Consider the following 18,105-nt stretch of genomic DNA (forward strand, 5'->3'; position numbering starts at 1 on the left):
GCGGCGGTCAGCCAAACACCGGGGAATCCGCGGGCACCAGGACCTTGACGGCTGCCGGCGCGATGGAGATCGTTGCCGGCAGCGGGCCGACGTTTTCCCCGTCGGCATAGATGTTCAGCGGCTTGCTGGCGCTGATGGTGATCTCGCTTCCCCGGCTGAACGTGATGTTGCGCTGGCGCAGATGCGTGCCACGGTAGGAACGCAGGAAGGTCAGGGCCACGCCAAGGATCGTGGCCCTGCCCAGGGCGACGACATCGAGCAGTCCGTCATCGACCCTGGCCTGTGGGCAGATGTGCAGTCCTCCGCCGTATTGGCCGACGTTTCCCACGGCGACGAACCAGCCCGGAACGGTGCTTTGGGCCCCGTCCACGGTCAGGGTGAAGGTGACGTTGCGCCATTCCAGGAACGCCTTGAGCCCGCCGTAGAGGTAGACGAAGGGTCCGAGGTTGATCCTGGCGCTGTTGCCGTATTCGTTGGCCAGTCCGTCGAATCCGACGTTCGCGACCCCGAGGTAGGCGCGGCCGTTGACCAGCCCCAGGTCAAGCTCCCGCACCACCAGCCGCGGAAGCTTCCTCACGGTCTTGGCCGGGTCAAGGTCCAGCCCGAGGCGGCGGATCGTGTCGTTGCCCCGGCCCCCGGCCAGCGGGAGCAGGACGGCACCCGAATCCCTGGCCCCGGCCGCCGCGGCGCCCAGGAACCCGTCCCCGCCGAGCACCGCCACCAGCGTCCCGGCCGCGGCTCCGCGTGCCCGGTCGGTGGCCTCCTGCAGGCTTTCGGTGATGTGCACGACGGGGGTGTATCCCGCGGCGTGCAGGGCGGCGGCCGTTTGTTCAAGGTGTTTCAGGCCGCGGCCGCGGCCCGAGGCCGGATTGACCAGCAGCAGGGCCGGTCCCGACGTGGGTGCCTTCATGCGGTGGGTCCTTCCACTGGTGGGGTTTCGGCGGCCATTGCCAGGATTTGCCCGGCGCGGCCGCCTGCCCTGGCCGCGTCCGCCGGCACCAGGGAAAGCCGGGTGCGTCGCTCCAGCAGGTCTTCGATGCTGGTTGCCCCCTCGGCGCGGATGGCGAAGAGCAGTTCCGCGCCGGTGATCCCGGTCCCCTCGAAGAGCGGCTCGGCCAACAACCGGTGCTCGCCGGCGAGTGCGTGGACCACGGGCGCCTCGGTGCCGTACTTGGCCACCAGCCGTGCCGGTGCCCGAAGGGCGGCCAGGGCGGTGCGGTTTGCGGCGCCGACCAGCGGAAGCCGCTTGGTCCGGCTCGGGACGTCCACGCCGAGCCGCAAAGCGGCGGCGTCCATCGCGTCCTGCGCCATCCGGCGGTAGGTAGTCAGTTTCCCGCCCACCACGGTGATGGGCTGCCCGGGAACATCCTTCACCAGGTGCCGGCGGGAGATGTCCGCGGTGCCGTCCGGCCCGTTGGAATGCGCGGAGCGCACCAGCGGCCGCAGGCCGGCAAAGGAGCCGACCACGTCCGTCCGGGACAGCGGGGGATCGAGCACCCGGTTCACGACACCGAGCAGGAAATCGATGTCGTGCTGAGGCACGGCGGGGCGGTGGCCGTCGGCGTCGCGGTCCTCATAGTCGGTCAGCCCGATGTACACCACGCCGGTGGGCTGGGGCAGCACGAACACGTACCGGCCGAAGTGCCCGGGGACCGCCACGGTGTGGGCGGCATGCGGGTTGCCCAAGCGTGCGGCGCGCACCACCAGGTGGGTGCCGCGGCTCGGAACCAGCTCCAGGGCGGGATCGAAATCGGCCGCCCAGACGCCGGCGGCATTGATGACGCTCCGCGCCCGGATGCCCAGGGTTTCGCCGGTTCGGGTGTCGATGGCCTCCACGGAGGTGGCGGTGATCGCGGTGGCCTTGACGTCGCGCAGCACGTGCGCGCCGAGCCCCGCGGCGGTGCGCACCACGGCCATCACCAGCCGCGCATCGTCGATCACCTGCCCGTCCCAGTAGAGCAGCCCGCGGCGCAGCCCTTCGGTGTCCAGGGCCGGCGCCATGGCCGCAACGGCCTGCCTCGAGAGCAGCTGGGGGCGCGGCAGGATGGACGAATGCAGGCCCGAGGCACGGCGCAGCGCATCGTAGAGCAGCACGCCAACCCCCGCCGCGGCGGTCTGGGCGCGCCTGGCACCGGTGGTGTCGGGGATGATGAAGCCCAGCGGGCGGATCAGGTGCGGGGCGATTTCCTGCATCAGCCAGCGCCGCTCCACCGCCGATTCCCAGGCGACCGGGAAGTCTCCGCGAGCCAGGTAGCGCAGCCCGCCGTGGATGAGCTTGGAGCTGTAGCCGCTGGTGCCGGAGCCGAAGTCGCGGGATTCGAGCAGTGCCACGGACAGCCCGCGGCTGGCCGCATCCAGGGCCACGCCGGCCCCGGTGATCCCGCCGCCGATGACCGCCACGTCCACCTCGTGCCCGGCCAGGTGCCCCAGTGAGCGGGCCCGGGTGGCGTCGTTGATCCAGGTCGGCCGGCCAGCACTCATGATCCGGCCCCGGGGGTGCCTTCCCCGGCGGGGGCGAGGTGGCGCACGAGCATCCGCTCGAGCTCCTTCAGCGTTGGTTCGAAGGTGCCGCTCTTGCGCAGCAGCCTCGCCGAGAGCGCCACGCCCTGCAGGGCGAGCAGCAGTGTGGTGGCGGTGGCCTCGCCCGCCTCGATGCTGTGATCGGCAAGCCCTTCGGCGATCAGCGCTTCGAGCTGGGCCAGGATCAGCTGCTGGCTGGCACCGAACCTGTCGGTGACGTAGGGGATGAGGAACTCGGGGTCGCGCTCGGCGATCGATTCCAGGAGCTCCGAGGTGGCAAAGACCCGCACGGCCTGGACGGCGAAGTGCACCAGCTGCTCGCGCCCGGTGCCGGCAGGGGAGGCGGCGCGGACATCCGCGGCGGCGGTGCGGAACTCGCGGGTCAGGGTGGCGAGCACGGCGTTTTCCACCGAGCCCATCCGGCGGTAGAACGTCATGCGGGAAACCCCCGCCCGTTCGGCAATGTCGTTCGCGGTGGTGCGGCGCACCCCGTGGCGGACCACCGAGGCGCGCGTGGCCAGCAGGATGCCCTCGTCGCCGGGGCCGCTGGTACGTTGTGACGTCATGTGTCACACTGTATCGCATGGTGACCCAGAACACAGTGACGATTCCCCGCTCGGTTTGGTACGGCTGGGGAGACCCGGCCCGGGCCAAGCCGCTGTCCGCCGCCGGCCTCGAATACCTGCGCACCACCCTGGGGCTCCAGAACGTTGAAGCCGCGCATCCGCCCGTCGACTTCGAGGACATCGCGCTGGGCCCTTCCGCCCTGGGCGAGGCGGTGCTGGCCGAACTGAGCGGGATCTGCGGGGCCCGGCACGTCTCGACCGAACGCACCGAACGCATCCTCCACTCCGGCGGCAAGAGCACACCCGACCTGCTGCGCATCCGCGGCGGGGACGCACTTCAGGCGCCCGACGCGGTGATCTTCCCCGGCAGTGCCGAGGAGGTTCGCCGGGTCCTGGAGCTTTGCGTCGCCCGGCGCCTGGCCGTGGTTGCCTTCGGCGGGGGCACCTCGGTCGTGGGGGGAGTCGAACCGCTGCGCGGCCCCTTCTCCGGGGTCGTCACGATCGACATGCGGCGCATGGACAGGTTGCTGCACCTCGATGCACTCTCGCGCACCGCCACCTTCGAGGCCGGGATCCGCGGCCCCGCCATCGAGGCGGCCCTGGAACCGCTGGGGTTCACCCTCGGGCATTTCCCGCAAAGCCACCAGGAGGCAACCCTGGGCGGCTACGTCGCCACGCGCTCCGCCGGCCAGGCCTCCACCGGGTACGGCCGCTCCGACAACTTGGTCAAGGCCGTCCACCTGGAAACCCCCGCCGGGCCCCTCGACGTCGGTTCGACGGCACCGGGTACCGCCGCCGGCCCGAAGCTCCTGGATACCGTCGTGGGATCCGAGGGCACCCTGGGGGTCATCACCTCCGCCACGATGCTGATCCAGCCGCTGCCCGAATCCAGGAGCCACGGCGCCTGGTCCTTCGAATCCTTCGCCGCCGGGGCCGCTGCCCTGCGCCGGCTGCGCCACGAGGGCGTCCGCGGGGACATGCCGCATGTCTGCAGGCTCAGCGACACCGATCAGAGTGCCGCCACCTTCAAGCTCGGCGGCCCCAAGACCGCCGCCATGGCCAGGTACCTCGGGCTGCGCGGCCAGCGCACACCGGCGCTGGCCTTGTTCGTCTGGGAGGGAGCCAAGGGCGAAACCGCCGCCCGCAAGCGGCGCAGCGCACGGATCCTGCGCGCCGCCGGAGGGATCTACGTCGGACCCCTGCCGGCACGGGCCTGGGAGCGCGGGCGCTTCTCCGGACCCTACCTGCGCGACGAACTGCTGACCCGCGGCGTGCTGGTCGAGACCCTGGAAACCGCCGCGACCTGGACCAGGCTCGAAGCCACCTACGCCGCGGTGCGCGGCGCCATCCTCGAGGCACTGGCCGAAGGCGGGGGAACCGGGTACGTGCAGACCCACATCTCCCACGTCTACCCGGACGGGGCCTCGATCTACTTCACGTTCCTGGCCGGGCTGGAGCAGGACGGGCCGGCGCAAAACGCCCGCGTCAAGAAGGCCGCCTCCGAGGCCATCGTCGCGGCCCGGGCCACCATCACCCACCACCATGCGGTGGGCACCGACCACGCACCCTACATGGAAGCGGAAATCGGTGCCCTGGGCATCGCGGTGCTGGCCGGCATCAAGGAAACCCTTGACCCGTCGGGCATCATGAACCCCGGAAAACTCATCCCCACGCCCAAGAATGCGTCACCAACCAAGGAGAAGCCATGAGCCCCACCATCGACACACTGGCCGGATCGACCGTGCTCATCACCGGGGCGGCCATGGGCATGGGCAAGATGTATGCCCAGCTTGCCGTGCGCGACCGGGCCAGCCACGTGATTCTCTGGGACATCAACGCGGCGGAGCTTGAACACACCGCCGTCGAGCTGCGCACCGGCGGCAGCGAGATCCACACGATGGTGGTGGATGTGTCCAGGCTTGAATCCATCGAGGAGGCCGCCGAGGAGGTGCGCGCCGGCGTCGGGGCCCCGGACATCCTCATCAACAACGCCGGCATCGTGCGCGGCAAGTACTTCTGGGAACACGACCAGCGCTCCGACATCGCCGCGACCATGAACATCAACACCCTGGCGCTGATGCACATCACCCGCGAGTTCCTGCCCTCCATGATTTCCCGCGGGCGCACCAGCCGGATCGTGAACGTGGCCTCGGCCGCCGGACTGCTGGCCAACCCCAGGATGAGCGTCTACTCCTCGTCCAAGTGGGCGGTCATCGGCTGGTCCGACTCGCTGCGCCTGGAACTGGCCCAGGCCGGACACAAGCACATCAAGGTGACCACCTTCTGCCCCTCCTACATCAAGACCGGCATGTTCGAAGGCGCCCGCGGTCCGCTGCTGACCCCGCTGCTGGAACCGTGGCCGGTGACCGAGCGGGTCTGGAGGGCCATGAAGGACGGGCAGCCGATGCTGATGATGCCCTGGACCGTGAAGCTGAGCACCGCGCTGCGCGGGGTGCTGCCGATTGCCGCCTGGGACGTCGTCGCCGGGCGCGTGTTCGGGGTCTACAAGTCCATGGAGCACTTCACCGGGCGCAGGTAGCGTCCGCCGCTGTGGAGACTCGGCACCTGGCGTCACTGGGTAGAATATTTATACGAATAATTTGAAACAACTGTTTTCTATTTCGGGCAATCGTTCTATACTGGTGATATGGCCAGGAAGTCATCGGACAGTCCTCTTGCAGCCGGAACCGCGGGTGGTTCCGGCACTGGACTGGGATATGCGGACCTCAAAGCCCAAGGTGTCGACTTGGATGCGGTGGTTGCAGAATATGTTGCCAGCAACGGCGCCGCCGGAATCCGGTGCGTGGCTTCCGGCCTGAACCGCATGGACATCCCCTCCGATCACTTCGACACCGTGGAAAACATCGCCGCGATGGAGGCCGCGAAGAGCGCGATCTTCGCGCAACAGGCCGACCACGCCGTGGCCTACGAAGATTCCCTGTCGGCCGCCCGGAAAAAGCGCAACCTCCGCGAAAAGAACCCGGGTTGGGGAGCTTCCAAGGAAGTCGCGCTGGCCATGCGCATCTCGCCAAAGGGCGGGACCCACTTCATGAACAGCTCTAGGATGATGGGGGCGGACCTGCCCTTGACCAGGCAGGGACTGCGGGACGGCAAGGTGACTTGGGCACAGGCCCAGATCGTGATCAGTGGAACCAGGAACCTGGAACTCGCCAACCGGCAATTGGTCGACAGGTTGCTCTGGGAAGAAACGCACAACTGCTTCGAGCAGGGAACGGCAAAGCTGGCTGACATCGTTGCCTACTGGGCGAAGATCCTGGAGCCCAAGACCGAGGAGGATCTCGAGGCGAAAGCCTGGAAAAACCGCTGCATCGGTGGTTACCAGATCAACGCCCACGAGGTCATGATCAGCGGGACACTGCCGTTATCCCTGGGGATTGCCGTTCTTCAAGTGCTTGCCGGAGAAGCGGAAAAGGCCCAAAGGGAACCCGGGGAAGAACGAAGTGCCGGGCAGATCCAGGCCGACGCCTTCTACGAGCTCATGACCGGGCTCAAAGTCGCCGGAGGCGTCCCGCTTGAAATTCTGCTGGTGATGGACGCCGCCGTTTTGACCGGGGAGAGCAACGAGCCCGTGCTGATACCGGGCTACGGATTTATCAGCGCGAACCGAGCCAGGAAAATGGTTGCGGCAGGGCCCGACGACGAACTGGCGATCTGGGTCAGGGGCCTGTTTGTTGAAAGCCGGACCGGGCAGCTGGTGGCAATGGAATCCAGGGCGCGGCGCTTTGGCGGAAACCTGAAGAAGCTCATCAAGGTGCGTGACCAATATTGCCGCACCCCCTATTGCAACGGAAAGATCCGCGACATCGACCATGTGGTGCAGGTCCGGAAGAACGGAAAAACCACCGAGGACAATTCCTCGGGTCGCTGCTTCAGTTGCAACCAGACCAAGGAAGCACCTGACTGGGACGAACATCCAACTCCCGGGGATCGGCACAGCTTCAACATCACCACACCCAGCAACCACACCTATATTTCGAAAGCACCGCCCCTTCCGGGCATGAAAACCATGCTTCCTTCGGGCCGGACGCTCGGGGAGCACCCGCCAGGCGGGGCGCCACCGGGCGGCTGATGGCCCCGCGGAAAGATCCACCCAATTCAAGAGCAGCAGGACACGACCAACCCCCACGGGGGGAGATGGGTCGTGTCCTGCTGGCGCGGATGCGTCAGTATTCGGGAACGGTGATCCGGGGAGCGCTTAAGGCGCTGAAGTAATGGCCGGGATTCAATGCCGACACCGGGATAACTGCAATGCCGTTCGTGCCGGCTCGCTCACCCGGCGGCCGTCCGGATGAAGGACCTCGATATCGGATTCTGGTTCATCGAAAATTCGAGCAGGAATGGGACGAACTGGTAAAATGCGTTGGCATCACTGGGGTCAGGCAATTCTGGAACCACGTGGCCCAAACTCCAGGGGCACCCGCTGCGATCGCGTCCATCTCCTTGCTCTGGGGTTCGGCAGGAAAACCGATGGGCGTGAGTTGGTCCCGCACACATCACTATGAGGTTTCAGGAGCCGGACGAATCAATTACCAATGCAACAACCACTACCAAACGACTCCCGACAGCGATGCGCGTGCAGTCGTAGCGATCATGACCATCAACTATTCGAGTCACTAGCGCTCTCGTGCACTTCCTCGACGCTCGACTCCACCGCAACGTTGGGCTTGCATCGATCTTCCTCCCTGCTGTCCATCGAAAGCTCCTCGGCTCGATCTAGCCACCGGACGTAGCCCGGATGTAGCGTCGAGAACGAACGGATTCCATGCACGGACAATCCATTTCGCCTGCGTGGTGCCCGTACGGGCGCGTGTCCCCGCGTCCGGTCGTTCGAGAGAGGATTCGCCGTGAAAGCTGCACGTTTCTATGCAAAAAAAGACATCCGCATCGAAGAGATCCCGGAGCCCGAGCTGCGCCCGGGGGCGGTGGCCATAGATGTCGCATGGTGCGGCATCTGCGGCACCGACCTGCACGAGTACCTCGAAGGCCCGATCTTCATCCCGTCCCCGGGCCACCCGCATCCGCTGACCCACGAAGAAGCCCCGGTGACCCTGGGGCATGAATTCTCCGGAACGATCACGGCGCTGGGCGAGGGCGTCATGGACCTGGCCGTGGGGCAGAACGTAGTGGTCGAGCCGTACTTCACCTGCGGGCAGTGCGCCTCCTGCCAGGCGGGAAACTACCACCTGTGCACCAAGATGGGCTTCATCGGGTTGGCCGGCGGCGGCGGGGGACTGGGCGAGAAGATCGTCGTCGACGCGCGGTGGGTCCACCCCATCGGGGACATCCCGCTGGACGAGGCGGCGCTGATCGAGCCGCTGTCGGTGGGGCACCACGCGGTGGTCCGCAGCGGCGTGCACCAGGGCCAGGTCGCGCTCGTGGGCGGCGCCGGCCCCATCGGCCTGCTGACCGCATCGGTGCTCAAGGGCATGGGCGTAACGGTGATCGTCAGCGAGCTCTCGGCCGCGCGCAAGGACAAGGCCCGCGACAGCGGGGTCGCCGACCACGTGCTGGATCCCAGCACCGAGGACGTCAAGGCCCGGGTCCTGGAGATCACCAACGGCCTCGGGGCAGACGTGGCCTTTGAATGCGCCGGGGTCAACGCGGTGCTCGACACGCTGCTCGATGCGCTCAAGCCCACCGGCGTGCTGGTCAATGTCTCCATCTGGGGCCACCCGGCGAGCGTGGACATGCAGAAGATCGTGCTCAAGGAAATCGACGTGCGCGGCACCATCGCCTACGTGCGCGACCACGCCGAGGTCATCGAACTGGTCGGCAGCGGCAAGATCGACCTCAAGCCGTTCATCACCGGGAAGATCGCCCTGGAGAACCTGATCGATGAGGGCTTCGACACGCTGATCAACCACAACGAGACGGCCGTGAAGATCCTTGTCTCGCCCAGCGGCGCCGGCCTTTAGGGCAGGACTTCGGTCGCCGGAGCCAGGTCGTAAAGCACTTTGCCGTCGACCGTGGCTCCGGTGACATTCGCGTGCACCCCATCGCGGATCAGCAGGTGTTGGGAAATCGCCGAGATCCCTCCGTGAATCGTTCCGGGTTATTCGAAGAAGAGCGCGGGGAATGGAGCCAGCGGCAAGACGCCAGCAGCCTGCGCGGCGAGCCGCGGCTCCAGCGCCACCAAGGCGTCGGCCTGCAGCACGCCGACCGCGAGGTACTCGGCATCCCCGAGCGAATCCCACCCGTGCGTCCGCGCCAGCTTCCAGGCCGTGCCCCGCGAGACCCTGTCGCCCAGGGTTCGGATCTTCACCGCGGTCATGGCCTCGTGCAGGGCCAGGGCCCCGGCTTCGTCCAGCGTTCCCGCACCCACCTCGCCCAGCAGCAATTCGAGGGCCGCGGTGCGGATGGCGTGGGGTGCGACAAGTTGGTGGTCCGGGTGTACCGGGGTGTCCGCCCGCACGATGGCCAGAAGTGCGGGCGGGTCGATCACAAAGCGTGTCATGGGTCCACGGTACGCCCCGGGTATGCTGCTTGGCCCTAGGCCTCGGGGGTGTACACGACCTCGGAGGCCAACGGCCAGCCGGTGACCGATTCGAAGGGATCGTCATCGTCGGTGTTGGCCGTGACCAGCTGCTCATGCTGCACGTCGATGAGCAGGGTGTCGAGCACGCCGTCATGGACCTGCAGGCTCACGCGCATCGGGTGCCCGTCGTCGGTGGTGAAGTCCGCGTGCACCGGGAAGGTGAAATTGCGCGGCACGGTGCGCACCGCATCCATCGGCACCACGAAGGAGAGGGAGCTGGTGAACTCGTCGGGGCCGACCCAGTACTGCTCCTTGGCGCCGGCAAGCTGCCCGCGCAGCTGCTCAGCGCCGAAATCCTCGGTGGCGTTGAGCATGCCGTCGACCAGGTTGCGCAGCTCCGTCGTGATCTCGCGTTCCGCCGGCCCGGCGTCGTGGTCGTAGGCGACCGGCTCGGCCCCCCGGGTCGGAGCTTCCAGCAGCACCAGGGCCGCGGTGAGGATGCCGGAGCCAGCGGCCATGAGCGGGCGCGGGTTGCCGATGCCGCGGCGCAGCAGGGACTGATGGATCTTGCCGTCCAGGGCGAAGCTGTAGTGCGTGGCGATGGCCCCCAGTGCGCCCAGGCCGATGGCGAGCGATCCGCGCAGCACGTTGCCGGGCTTGTATTCCTCGCTGCCCGAGCTGCCGACCCAGACCACGGCCGTGTAGGCGGCCCCCGACCCGGCGACCAGACTCCTGCGGGCGCAGGGCTTGAAGCGGGCCGGGTCGATGAGCGTCAAGGCCCCGCTGGCCGCACCGCTGATCAGGGAGGTCGCGATTCGTGCGCCAGGGCTTTTCTTGGGGGCGTCCGGTGAAGAAGTCATGGTTCCAGCCTACTGGCCCTTGGAGAGGTGACGGGTCTGGTCAGCCGATGTTTAGCTGACCTGGGCAAGGGTTGCCGCGGGGCCCTCCTCGGTGTGGCGCGTGTGAAGGGCGACCCGCGCGGTGCCTCGTGGACCACCGCCGCGTGGCCGAGCAGCTGGCATCGGAACAAGGTGAGGGGCTCTGCGGGACCGAGGCCGCCGGCACCGTGTCGGCCAAGGTCGAGGAAGTCGTGGCGGGCCTCGATACTCTCTACTATCCGGTTCCGGCGGATATTCCAGCTACACCGGACCGCGTTGCTACGCGCCCGGTGGCAAGAGCCCGAAGCCCTGCTGACCGGATGGCAAATGACCATTGGCCACCCGTGGGCGGGACGCCGCGCGACGGTGTTCCGTCTACGGGCGGTTTGCGTCGCCATGTCCCGGGGCCGGATTCGTTGCTAGACTCCGCGCCAAGTGGCTGCACATCGGATGCTTCGGGAAACGGGGAAAAGACATGGGCGTGTTCGAGGATGGGTTAACGCCGGATCTCGCCGCGGTGGCTGGGCCATTCGCGGCCGCCGCGGCACCGTTCGACAGGGAGCCCGGTGGCGAGACTGAGGGCGAGCCGCACGCGGAATTCCTTGAGATGGCAGGATTCCTGGTGGGTGTGGTGGGGCTGCTGGTGTCGCTGATCAGCGTGTACACCGCGGGAGTCGAGGCCCGGCGCAAACGCGTCCCGGATTTCCAGAAGCTGCTCGACGGGCTGGTTGCCGGAACCACCAGCCCCCAGGAAGCCCTAGCCACGATCGGCCGCTGGAAGCCGGAGCTCACCCCGGCCGAGGTGGCCGAGCAATGGAAGAGCGGGAACATCGCCCGCTACAAAGAGGTCCTGGGCCGACTGGGGTACCCGCCGGCGGTGGTGGAGAAGATCCTGAAGGCCAGCTTCGGGGCCATCGCGGAGTTGGCACACAAACCCTGAGCACGGATTCCTTGGAACCTTGCCGATAGGGTGGCGTGGATGATCACCAACAGTTTTGGTCCGGCAACGGGCAAGCCGGTGCTGCTGCTCCATGGCGGGGGAGTCGCCGGGTGGATGTGGACATCGCTGCGCCGGAGCCTGGAAACCAGCCACCGGGTCCTGGTGCCCGACCTGCCCGGCCACGGCGAAAGCTCTTCGGAGCCCTACGTATCCCACGCTGCCACCATCGAGGCATTGGCACAGCTGCTCGTCACAGCAAACACCGGGCCGGTGGCCGTCGCCGGCTTTTCCCTGGGCGCCCAACTGGCCATTGAACTGGCGGCAACGCACCCTGAACTGGTGGACCGGGTCATGGTCGTCAGTGCCCAGGCCAAGCCGCTGCCCCTGGTCAAACCCACGCTCGCACTTCTCGGGCTGACCGCCCCACTTGCCCGCAAGCGCTGGTTCGCCCGACTGCAGGCCCGGGAACTGTTCATCCCGGAGGACCTGATGGAGTCATACATTGCCACCAGCGCGGGCATCGGCAGGGAAACGCTGCTCGCCGCGGTGGAGGCAAACCTGCGCTTCACGCTGCCCGAAAAGCTCTCGGATTTTCCCGGCAGGGCCATCGTGCTGGCCGGAGCACGCGAGCGTACCGTGATGCGGGACTCTGCCCTGGCCATCCACGCGGAGCTGACCGGCAGCGAGCTCGAACTGGTTCCGGGCTGTGGGCACGGAATCCCGTTGCAGCGCCCTGACTGGTTCAACGCCCGCGCCTTGGCATGGCTTTCACGGCCGTGAACCGAAGCTGCTTTAGGGGACGCCGAGCAGGCGCAGGCCGCCGGTGACCAGCACCGCGGTCAGCAGGACCAGCACCAGGGGTGCCCGGAGCACTACAGCGATTCCCGCCGCCCCGATCCCGGAAACCCGGGCGAAGCCGACGAAGTCCTGACCGGTAATCCCCATGGATGTCACCACGACTCCGATCAGCAGGGCAACGACGCAGCGATCGATCCACGATTCCGCGTCCTGTGAGAACTGGAATCTGGAACGCAGCAGGACCCCGCCCAGCCGCATGGCGTAGGTTCCTGCGGCCAGCCCGAGCATGGACCACAGGAACACCTGGACATTCATGCCGAAACCCGCGTCCGGCGCTTGCTGCCCAGGTACACGACTCCCACCCCGAGCAGCGCCAGGACCGGGGCCAGGCCCGCGGGAACGAACGGCGAAGCCACCAAGGTGAAGATCGCCCCGATGATCGCGGCCAGCAAGGTGGTCTTGTTGCGCAGCGGCTTGGCCGCCATGCACAGCAGCAGCGCGGGGAATGCCGCGTCAAGGCCAAGCGCCGTGGGGGAGACCACGGAGCCCAACCACGCACCGAGCGCCGCGCCTCCCGGCCAGGCGACAAGGATTCCCAGGCCAACCAGCCAGAATGTGGCCCGCTGCTTTTCCTTGTCTTCCTTGGCCAGGGCCATGGCCACCGATTCGTCGTTGACCAGGTGGGCTCCGAGGGCGGTCCGCCACCCGGAGGGCAGGAACTTTCCGGCTCCCACGGCATAGGCGAGGTTCCGCGAATTGACCATGAGTCCGGCCAGGACGGCGACCACGGGCGAGCCGCCGGTACCGATGACATTGATGAACAGCAACTCCGAGGCGGCGCCCAGCACCGTGCCGGCCAGCAGGACCACCTGCCAGAAGTCCAGCCCCATGTCCCGGCCCAGGGCGCCATAGGAAATGCCGACGACTCCGACCGACAGTGCGACCATCACCGACTCGTGGACGGTAGACCGTCCGACTGTTCGAAATATTGAACGCATGGATTCATTGTGGCGACCGGCCGGTCGTTCGTCAAGGTGAACGAATGGCCGCTATGATGATCGCATGGCCAAGACCACTTCCAACCCCGAATCGTCACTGCCCATGGAACGCGTGGCCGTCGCGCTGCGCCGGGAACGCGAGCGCGCGGGCCTGAGCCTCTCGGAGGTGGCCCGGCGCGCGGGCATCGGCAAATCCACGCTCTCGCAGCTTGAATCGGGTGCCGGCAATCCCAGCGTGGAAACCATGTGGGCCCTGAGCACAGCATTCGGCGTCCCGCTCTCCGCGTTGCTCGATCCGCCCCGCCCCGCCGTGACCGTCATCCGCGCCGGCGAGGGCCCGCGCCTGGCCTCGGGATCCGCAGACTACGCGGCCGCCCTGCTGGCGCCCAGCCCGCCGAATGCGCGCCGGGACATCTACCTGATCACCGCCGAACCCGGGGCCATCAAGCATTCCGAGCCGCACGCGCCGGGGACCGTTGAACACATCATCATGTCCGCGGGCCGGGCCAGGAACACCGTCGCCGGCAACGCCACGGAACTCGGGCCGGGGGACTACATGAGCTACCCCGGCGACCAGGCCCACGACTTCGAGGCGCTTGAAAAAGGGACGTTCGCGGTCTTCGTTGTCGAGGCGCGGTAGCTTCCCGGGAGAATCCACGGGGCATGGCAGCTGCCCGGCAAGGTTTCCAAACGCTCCGCGTTGGCCATTCCAAAACGTGGGTGCTTCGGCGTAGGTTGGTTCGTGGAAAAGCTCCAGCACATCCTTGAAAAGGGGAGACGACCATGAGCACATTCTCGGATCGAGACCGCACCGCCCTGATGGTGATCGATGTCCAGAACAATGTTGTGGCAGATGCTTATCAGCGCGAGGAAACCATCGGCAACATCAACGAACTGGTGAAGCGGGCCAGGGAGTCCGGGGCACCGGTCGTATGGGTGCAGCACTCCGACGAGGAGATGGAAGTGGGCAGCGCCGACTGGGAAATCGTCCCGGAGCTATCGCCCGCCGCCGAAGAAACGGTTATCCAGAAGATCTACGGGGATTCGTTCGAGGGCACCAACCTGGAAGAGGTGCTCTCGTCCGCCGGCGTCGGCCGGCTGGTTGTCTCGGGTGCTCAGTCGGATGCGTGCATCCGCTCCACGGTCCACGGCGCCTTCACCCGCGGCTACGACGTCACTCTGGTGTCGGACGCGCACACCACCAGCGACATGACCGAATGGGGCGCACCGGCGCCCGAAGTGGCGATCGCCCACATCAATCTCTACTGGCAGTTCCAGGGAGCACCCGGCCGCACCGCCGCCGTCGTCTCCACGCAGGACGTCGACTTCCGGTCCTGACCCTCCCCAACCGCTGGACCCGAAACGACGGGGCCCCGGGCGAACAACTGGGCCGGGAGCCCTGCGGGTCGTTCCTATCGGGCGATCCGAGCCGCCCACACCGTGCGGCTGCCTCGCATCGACAGGTCGGTGCGCGCGAGCACCGAGCGCGGGTCCTTGTCACCCAGCAGCACTTCCAGGGTGTGGAGGTCCGCCGCCGTCAGGTCTTCGTTGAGGGCATCGCGCATCCGGGACAGCCACCGGTGGGCGGCGCGCGCCACCAGCTCCTGATCCTGTTCGATCGCGTAGCCAAAGGTTCGTTGTTCGATGATTTCCATCCCCGCCTCCCGGATCGGGCCGGCCCAGTCCGGGTGGGCGTTCCAGTTGGCGCTGCCCACTGCCGCGTGGCAACGTTCCTCCAGTCCCGGGGTTCCGAACCCCAGATCCCGGGGCAGGTAACGGGGGAACGCGTCCATCTCCACGACCACCAGCAGCCCGTCGGCCGACAGCGTGCCAGTGATCCGCTCGAATACGTTGGACGGGTCGCTCATGTGGTGCATGGAGGAAGCCGCCCACACCAGGTCGATGTCCGTCAGCTCCGGCCACGCCGCGTCCAGGTCCACCTGCAGGGTCGAGATCTGCTCTTCGAGCCCAAGCGATTTCACCTTGGTCGACAGGCGCCCGAGCATGAACTCCGACTGGTCCAGGGCAACGACCCCGGCCTCGGGGAACGTGCGCGCCAACCCGAGCGTTCCGGTGCCCGTGCCTGCACCCAGGTCCAATACGGTGCGCGGGCTTGGCTGGTATCCGGCGGTCCAGGCGAAGATTTCCTGCAGGTGGTCGTTGATCAACTGGGCATCCAGGTCGAGCATTTCCGCCATGCCCTGCTCGTCCGAATGCTGGTGTTCGTGGTGGTTGCCGTGGTTCCCGCCGTGGGTGTGGTGTCCGTGTTCCGGGGAGTGCTGTGTCGTCATGGTTCCAGCCTAACCACGGTATGCGCGGTTGGCATACACTCTTGCGTATGACGCAAGAAGAACTTTCCATGGACACCGTGATCCGCCAACGCATCAAGGGCCTACGGCTGGCCAAGGGCTGGTCGCTGGATTCCCTGGCGGCCCGCTGCTTCCTGAGCCCCTCGACGCTCAGCCGCATCGAGACCGGACACCGCAGGATCGCGCTGGACCAACTCGTTCCCCTGGCCAAGGCGCTGGGCACCACTCTTGACCAGCTGGTCGAGCCGACCAGCGACGAGGACGTGGTGATCCGCCCCGAGCCCGAGCACCAGCCCGGACTCACCACCTGGCTGCTCTCGCGCGAGCACTCGGCCAACGGAACCACGGTGGCCAAGATGCGCATCACCCAAGAGCGGTCCGTGAAGGACATCGGGCTGAGCGTGCATCCGGGCCGCGAATGGTTCACCGTGCTGTCCGGCACCGTCTCACTGGTGCTGGGGGAGCGCACCATCCTGGTGCATCCGGGGCAAGCCGCCGAATTCTCCACCATGGTCCCGCACCGCATCGGGGTGCACGAGGGGCCCGTGGAGATCCTGACGATCTTCGACCACGGCGGGGAACGAGCCCACATGCACCACGACCACGCGTCGGACTAGGCTTGACGCCTAAAGCTGTATCCGCGATGTCATGGCGCCAGCCGAGCACTGCTTGCAACGTGATGGCAGATCTATAGGCCAGCGAGTGTTTGTCGTAATAAGTGGCCAGCGACCTACCCTGATTCAGGGAGCGAAGTTATTTTACACGACGTTGCGCTTCATGTAAGGGTCCCTGTCGGGGAATTCCAGATCGCCCGAAGAGCCGTCAGACTCCGGGAAGGTTTTGAGAAATGGCTACAGGTCGCGATCGATTGATCGAATCGAGAGAGCGCATCCACGACCGATCTGGAGCTATCAAAGGTTGCGCCCCTCGACCGTCTTGGGCACCCGGAAAGGGAGCGAAAGTCCGGGGCAGAACCGGAGAAATTTTCTCTTTAGGGTCCCGGAATTAGATCGTGGGCTGCATCTTCAATGAACTCATGGGCCGTGACTGTGACAAGATTCGTGGCACTAATTGTATCGTTGGAGATTTCGTCTTTGGGCATGTCCGAGAGACGTGATGGTGTAACAGGGAAGCTTATGCGGTCTCTCATCGGTCGTGAATACTATTGCGGTTGCGCACTCACTGAAACAAGCAGGACTCTCTTCTGCATGCGCCTGAATTACTTCTATTTCTGTCGGTGTAGGGGATTACACTCGCGGTATGACTGAACCATCGGAATACGAGCTCGCCGCCTGGCGCGACATTCAACGATTCAAGGGTCGCCCCCTCTCCCAAATGATGAGGAATACAGGCGAGCAGGTAGCCGCTGGGGCCATGAAACTGGGCAATCATGCAACGCAATTCCTGGAGAAGCGCCCGGGAGCCTTAGCAGCCGTATCTCGTGGGCAAGATCTCGTAGGCAAAGGCGCCCATGTGATCGGCACCGGTGCCCGAAAAGCCGCCGGTTCAATACCCGATGGCATGGTCGACTGGGGCGGATCTGCCTTTGACTCGATGCGGCAAACCGTTGGTCGGGTCTCACGAGCGGGACTTTCCACTCAGCGGGTGGTGACGAAGCACAGGAAGCGCGGCCATAACGTTGTATCGCTTAACGACCTGCGCCGTCTCGACCTCCAACAGATTGACGCCGTGCGTGGACAAGGAACGAGTTGGGGCTATCCGATTGCCGCGGCGTTGTCGGGAATGGGGGCGGGGCTCGTGATCTCCGGTGGAGAACTCGCTATCCCCATTACCGGCGGCGTCGCGGCAGCGCCATCGGGAGCAGCAATCGCCGGAGCAATCGTTGGCGACGCGGCGTGGGTTCTCGGACTCGCCTCTCGCTCCGTTGGCCACGTCTCGCTGCTCTACGGCTACGATCCCGAGGAGCCTGGCGAGAAGATGTTCGTGATGTCCGTCGTCAATGCAGGAACCGCAATGTCGGCCAGCGCGAAGACCGCTGCGATGGCTGACATCTCGCGGCTCACCCAAGCGCTCGTCAGAGGCAAAGCATGGGCGATCTTGGACAAGTCAATTGTCGCCCAGGTATCCAAACAGTTCGCGAACAAATTCGCTATTCGCCTCACCAAGCAGGGTCTTGGCAAGGTCGTACCCGTAGCAGGGATCGCCATTGGCGGTGCCTTTAACTGGGCCACCTTGGAGTCGATCGTCGACGCCGCTGGCATTGCCTACCGACGGCGTTTCCTGTTGGAGAAGTACCCACACCTTGCCGACGAAGAAGCGCACGGTTCCTTTCCCCAAATGGGCCAGGATGACCCAAGCGGTGCCGATGAAGTGATCAGCGTCCTTGATGAACTAGCCGAGATGGGCGGACCCGCGCTCCAAACGTCCAAAGACAATTCACAATGACCGATCTGTCGCTGACTCTGGATCGACGTCTCAGCCCCATTCCAGAGTCAGGCGGGATCTCTTGGGTTGTTGAGCAGTTTCTGGGCCGTCCGGGGGGTGGGTTCTGGGCGTCGCGGGGTCAGTTCTCCTTGTGCCACTCAAAAGTTGACTGTGGCGCACTGCCATTCGCGCCAGTCGACCGCCAACGCCCTCGG

The 18,105-nt window shown here is 66.2% G+C and carries 18 protein-coding genes; 10 read left to right on the forward strand and 8 right to left on the reverse strand.

The window, feature by feature from the left end; translation table 11 throughout:
* Window positions 1-7 precede the first annotated feature (7 nt).
* From JOF46_RS12270 to JOF46_RS12280, 3 genes are read right to left on the reverse strand one after another with little or no spacing between them, the layout of a single operon-like run.
* Window positions 8-910, reverse strand: a complete 903-nt coding sequence (locus tag JOF46_RS12270; protein WP_209907546.1) for a diacylglycerol/lipid kinase family protein — start codon at window positions 908-910, stop codon at window positions 8-10.
* Entirely contained in the window at window positions 907-2,481 is a 1,575-nt protein-coding gene (locus JOF46_RS12275) for a glycerol-3-phosphate dehydrogenase/oxidase (RefSeq protein ID WP_209907547.1), read from the reverse strand. The genes JOF46_RS12270 and JOF46_RS12275 overlap by 4 nt, the downstream gene beginning before the upstream one ends.
* The gene (locus JOF46_RS12280; protein ID WP_209907548.1) at window positions 2,478-3,086 is read right to left on the reverse strand and encodes a TetR/AcrR family transcriptional regulator; all 609 of its coding nucleotides are present in this window, start codon (window positions 3,084-3,086) and stop codon (window positions 2,478-2,480) included. Before JOF46_RS12280 ends, JOF46_RS12275 begins: the two co-directional genes overlap by 4 nt.
* A gap of 17 nt (window positions 3,087-3,103) precedes the next feature.
* Between JOF46_RS12280 and JOF46_RS12285 the strand changes: the two genes are divergently transcribed.
* The 4 genes from JOF46_RS12285 to JOF46_RS12300 all read left to right on the forward strand — a co-directional run bounded on the left by JOF46_RS12285 (window position 3,104) and on the right by JOF46_RS12300 (window position 9,022).
* A complete protein-coding gene (locus tag JOF46_RS12285; RefSeq protein WP_209907549.1) occupies window positions 3,104-4,795 on the forward strand; it encodes an FAD-binding oxidoreductase in 1,692 nt (563 codons plus the stop codon).
* The gene (locus tag JOF46_RS12290; RefSeq protein WP_209907550.1) at window positions 4,792-5,625 is read left to right on the forward strand and encodes an SDR family oxidoreductase; all 834 of its coding nucleotides are present in this window, start codon (window positions 4,792-4,794) and stop codon (window positions 5,623-5,625) included. The genes JOF46_RS12285 and JOF46_RS12290 overlap by 4 nt, the downstream gene beginning before the upstream one ends.
* Window positions 5,626-5,910: 285 nt before the next feature.
* A complete protein-coding gene (locus JOF46_RS12295; RefSeq protein ID WP_245348108.1) occupies window positions 5,911-7,176 on the forward strand; it encodes a DUF222 domain-containing protein in 1,266 nt (421 codons plus the stop codon).
* Window positions 7,177-7,951: 775 nt separating this feature from the next.
* Window positions 7,952-9,022 carry a 2,3-butanediol dehydrogenase gene (locus JOF46_RS12300; protein WP_209907552.1) on the forward strand — a complete coding sequence of 357 codons (1,071 nt, stop codon included), beginning with the start codon at window positions 7,952-7,954 and terminating at the stop codon, window positions 9,020-9,022.
* A gap of 137 nt (window positions 9,023-9,159) precedes the next feature.
* Here the strand turns inward: JOF46_RS12300 and JOF46_RS12305 are convergent, their stop codons facing one another.
* Both JOF46_RS12305 and JOF46_RS12310 read right to left on the reverse strand, forming a co-directional pair.
* On the reverse strand, window positions 9,160-9,561 hold the full coding sequence (locus JOF46_RS12305) for a hypothetical protein (protein ID WP_209907553.1): 402 nt from the start codon (window positions 9,559-9,561) through the stop codon (window positions 9,160-9,162).
* Window positions 9,562-9,596: 35 nt separating this feature from the next.
* Window positions 9,597-10,442: a hypothetical protein gene (locus JOF46_RS12310; protein ID WP_209907554.1), complete on the reverse strand. Its 846-nt coding sequence runs from the start codon at window positions 10,440-10,442 to the stop codon at window positions 9,597-9,599.
* Between the two features lie 535 nt (window positions 10,443-10,977).
* On the opposite strand from JOF46_RS12310, the gene JOF46_RS12315 reads away from it, so the two are divergent.
* Together JOF46_RS12315 and JOF46_RS12320 are read left to right on the forward strand one after the other, a co-directional pair.
* Window positions 10,978-11,400: a hypothetical protein gene (locus JOF46_RS12315; RefSeq protein WP_209907555.1), complete on the forward strand. Its 423-nt coding sequence runs from the start codon at window positions 10,978-10,980 to the stop codon at window positions 11,398-11,400.
* A 39-nt stretch (window positions 11,401-11,439) separates the two neighbouring features.
* Window positions 11,440-12,180 carry an alpha/beta fold hydrolase gene (locus JOF46_RS12320; RefSeq protein WP_209907556.1) on the forward strand — a complete coding sequence of 247 codons (741 nt, stop codon included), beginning with the start codon at window positions 11,440-11,442 and terminating at the stop codon, window positions 12,178-12,180.
* Window positions 12,181-12,192: 12 nt separating this feature from the next.
* Here the strand turns inward: JOF46_RS12320 and JOF46_RS12325 are convergent, their stop codons facing one another.
* The gene (locus JOF46_RS12325) at window positions 12,193-12,513 is read right to left on the reverse strand and encodes an AzlD domain-containing protein (protein ID WP_209907557.1); all 321 of its coding nucleotides are present in this window, start codon (window positions 12,511-12,513) and stop codon (window positions 12,193-12,195) included.
* The gene (locus tag JOF46_RS12330) at window positions 12,510-13,196 is read right to left on the reverse strand and encodes an AzlC family ABC transporter permease (protein ID WP_209907558.1); all 687 of its coding nucleotides are present in this window, start codon (window positions 13,194-13,196) and stop codon (window positions 12,510-12,512) included. Before JOF46_RS12330 ends, JOF46_RS12325 begins: the two co-directional genes overlap by 4 nt.
* A gap of 64 nt (window positions 13,197-13,260) precedes the next feature.
* Here JOF46_RS12330 and JOF46_RS12335 point away from each other — a divergent pair, with 64 nt between their 5' ends.
* Both JOF46_RS12335 and JOF46_RS12340 read left to right on the forward strand, forming a co-directional pair.
* Entirely contained in the window at window positions 13,261-13,836 is a 576-nt protein-coding gene (locus JOF46_RS12335; RefSeq protein ID WP_245348109.1) for a helix-turn-helix domain-containing protein, read from the forward strand.
* A gap of 143 nt (window positions 13,837-13,979) precedes the next feature.
* Complete coding sequence (locus JOF46_RS12340; protein WP_209907559.1) at window positions 13,980-14,534, forward strand: cysteine hydrolase family protein; 555 nt, start codon at window positions 13,980-13,982, stop codon at window positions 14,532-14,534.
* 74 nt (window positions 14,535-14,608) lie between these two features.
* On the opposite strand, the gene JOF46_RS12345 is transcribed toward JOF46_RS12340, so the two are convergent.
* A complete protein-coding gene (locus tag JOF46_RS12345; protein WP_209907560.1) occupies window positions 14,609-15,487 on the reverse strand; it encodes a class I SAM-dependent methyltransferase in 879 nt (292 codons plus the stop codon).
* Window positions 15,488-15,534: 47 nt separating this feature from the next.
* Here JOF46_RS12345 and JOF46_RS12350 point away from each other — a divergent pair, with 47 nt between their 5' ends.
* Both JOF46_RS12350 and JOF46_RS12355 read left to right on the forward strand, forming a co-directional pair.
* The gene (locus tag JOF46_RS12350) at window positions 15,535-16,122 is read left to right on the forward strand and encodes a helix-turn-helix domain-containing protein (RefSeq protein ID WP_209907561.1); all 588 of its coding nucleotides are present in this window, start codon (window positions 15,535-15,537) and stop codon (window positions 16,120-16,122) included.
* 643 nt (window positions 16,123-16,765) lie between these two features.
* Window positions 16,766-17,911 (forward strand): EcsC family protein, encoded by a 1,146-nt coding sequence (locus JOF46_RS12355; RefSeq protein ID WP_245348110.1) that lies wholly within the window; start codon window positions 16,766-16,768, stop codon window positions 17,909-17,911.
* Window positions 17,912-18,105: the final 194 nt, after the last annotated feature.

Origin of the sequence: Paeniglutamicibacter psychrophenolicus (genome assembly GCF_017876575.1) — a bacterium.
Classification (GTDB): Bacteria; Actinomycetota; Actinomycetes; order Actinomycetales; family Micrococcaceae; genus Paeniglutamicibacter; species Paeniglutamicibacter psychrophenolicus.

What these genes read in the sequence shown, in the direction of transcription:
- JOF46_RS12325 (WP_209907557.1), bottom strand. Translation starts at nt 12,513, where the DNA reads ATGAATGTCCAGGTGTTCCTGTGGTCCATGCTCGGGCTGGCCGCAGGA.
- JOF46_RS12335 (WP_245348109.1), top strand. Translation starts at nt 13,261, where the DNA reads ATGGCCAAGACCACTTCCAACCCCGAATCGTCACTGCCCATGGAACGC.
- JOF46_RS12305 (WP_209907553.1), bottom strand. Translation starts at nt 9,561, where the DNA reads ATGACACGCTTTGTGATCGACCCGCCCGCACTTCTGGCCATCGTGCGG.
- JOF46_RS12280 (WP_209907548.1), bottom strand. Translation starts at nt 3,086, where the DNA reads ATGACGTCACAACGTACCAGCGGCCCCGGCGACGAGGGCATCCTGCTG.
- JOF46_RS12345 (WP_209907560.1), bottom strand. Translation starts at nt 15,487, where the DNA reads ATGACGACACAGCACTCCCCGGAACACGGACACCACACCCACGGCGGG.
- JOF46_RS12275 (WP_209907547.1), bottom strand. Translation starts at nt 2,481, where the DNA reads ATGAGTGCTGGCCGGCCGACCTGGATCAACGACGCCACCCGGGCCCGC.
- JOF46_RS12295 (WP_245348108.1), top strand. Translation starts at nt 5,911, where the DNA reads ATGGACATCCCCTCCGATCACTTCGACACCGTGGAAAACATCGCCGCG.
- JOF46_RS12350 (WP_209907561.1), top strand. Translation starts at nt 15,535, where the DNA reads ATGACGCAAGAAGAACTTTCCATGGACACCGTGATCCGCCAACGCATC.
- JOF46_RS12340 (WP_209907559.1), top strand. Translation starts at nt 13,980, where the DNA reads ATGAGCACATTCTCGGATCGAGACCGCACCGCCCTGATGGTGATCGAT.
- JOF46_RS12285 (WP_209907549.1), top strand. Translation starts at nt 3,104, where the DNA reads ATGGTGACCCAGAACACAGTGACGATTCCCCGCTCGGTTTGGTACGGC.
- JOF46_RS12310 (WP_209907554.1), bottom strand. Translation starts at nt 10,442, where the DNA reads ATGACTTCTTCACCGGACGCCCCCAAGAAAAGCCCTGGCGCACGAATC.
- JOF46_RS12270 (WP_209907546.1), bottom strand. Translation starts at nt 910, where the DNA reads ATGAAGGCACCCACGTCGGGACCGGCCCTGCTGCTGGTCAATCCGGCC.
- JOF46_RS12330 (WP_209907558.1), bottom strand. Translation starts at nt 13,196, where the DNA reads ATGCGTTCAATATTTCGAACAGTCGGACGGTCTACCGTCCACGAGTCG.
- JOF46_RS12290 (WP_209907550.1), top strand. Translation starts at nt 4,792, where the DNA reads ATGAGCCCCACCATCGACACACTGGCCGGATCGACCGTGCTCATCACC.
- JOF46_RS12320 (WP_209907556.1), top strand. Translation starts at nt 11,440, where the DNA reads ATGATCACCAACAGTTTTGGTCCGGCAACGGGCAAGCCGGTGCTGCTG.
- JOF46_RS12355 (WP_245348110.1), top strand. Translation starts at nt 16,766, where the DNA reads ATGACTGAACCATCGGAATACGAGCTCGCCGCCTGGCGCGACATTCAA.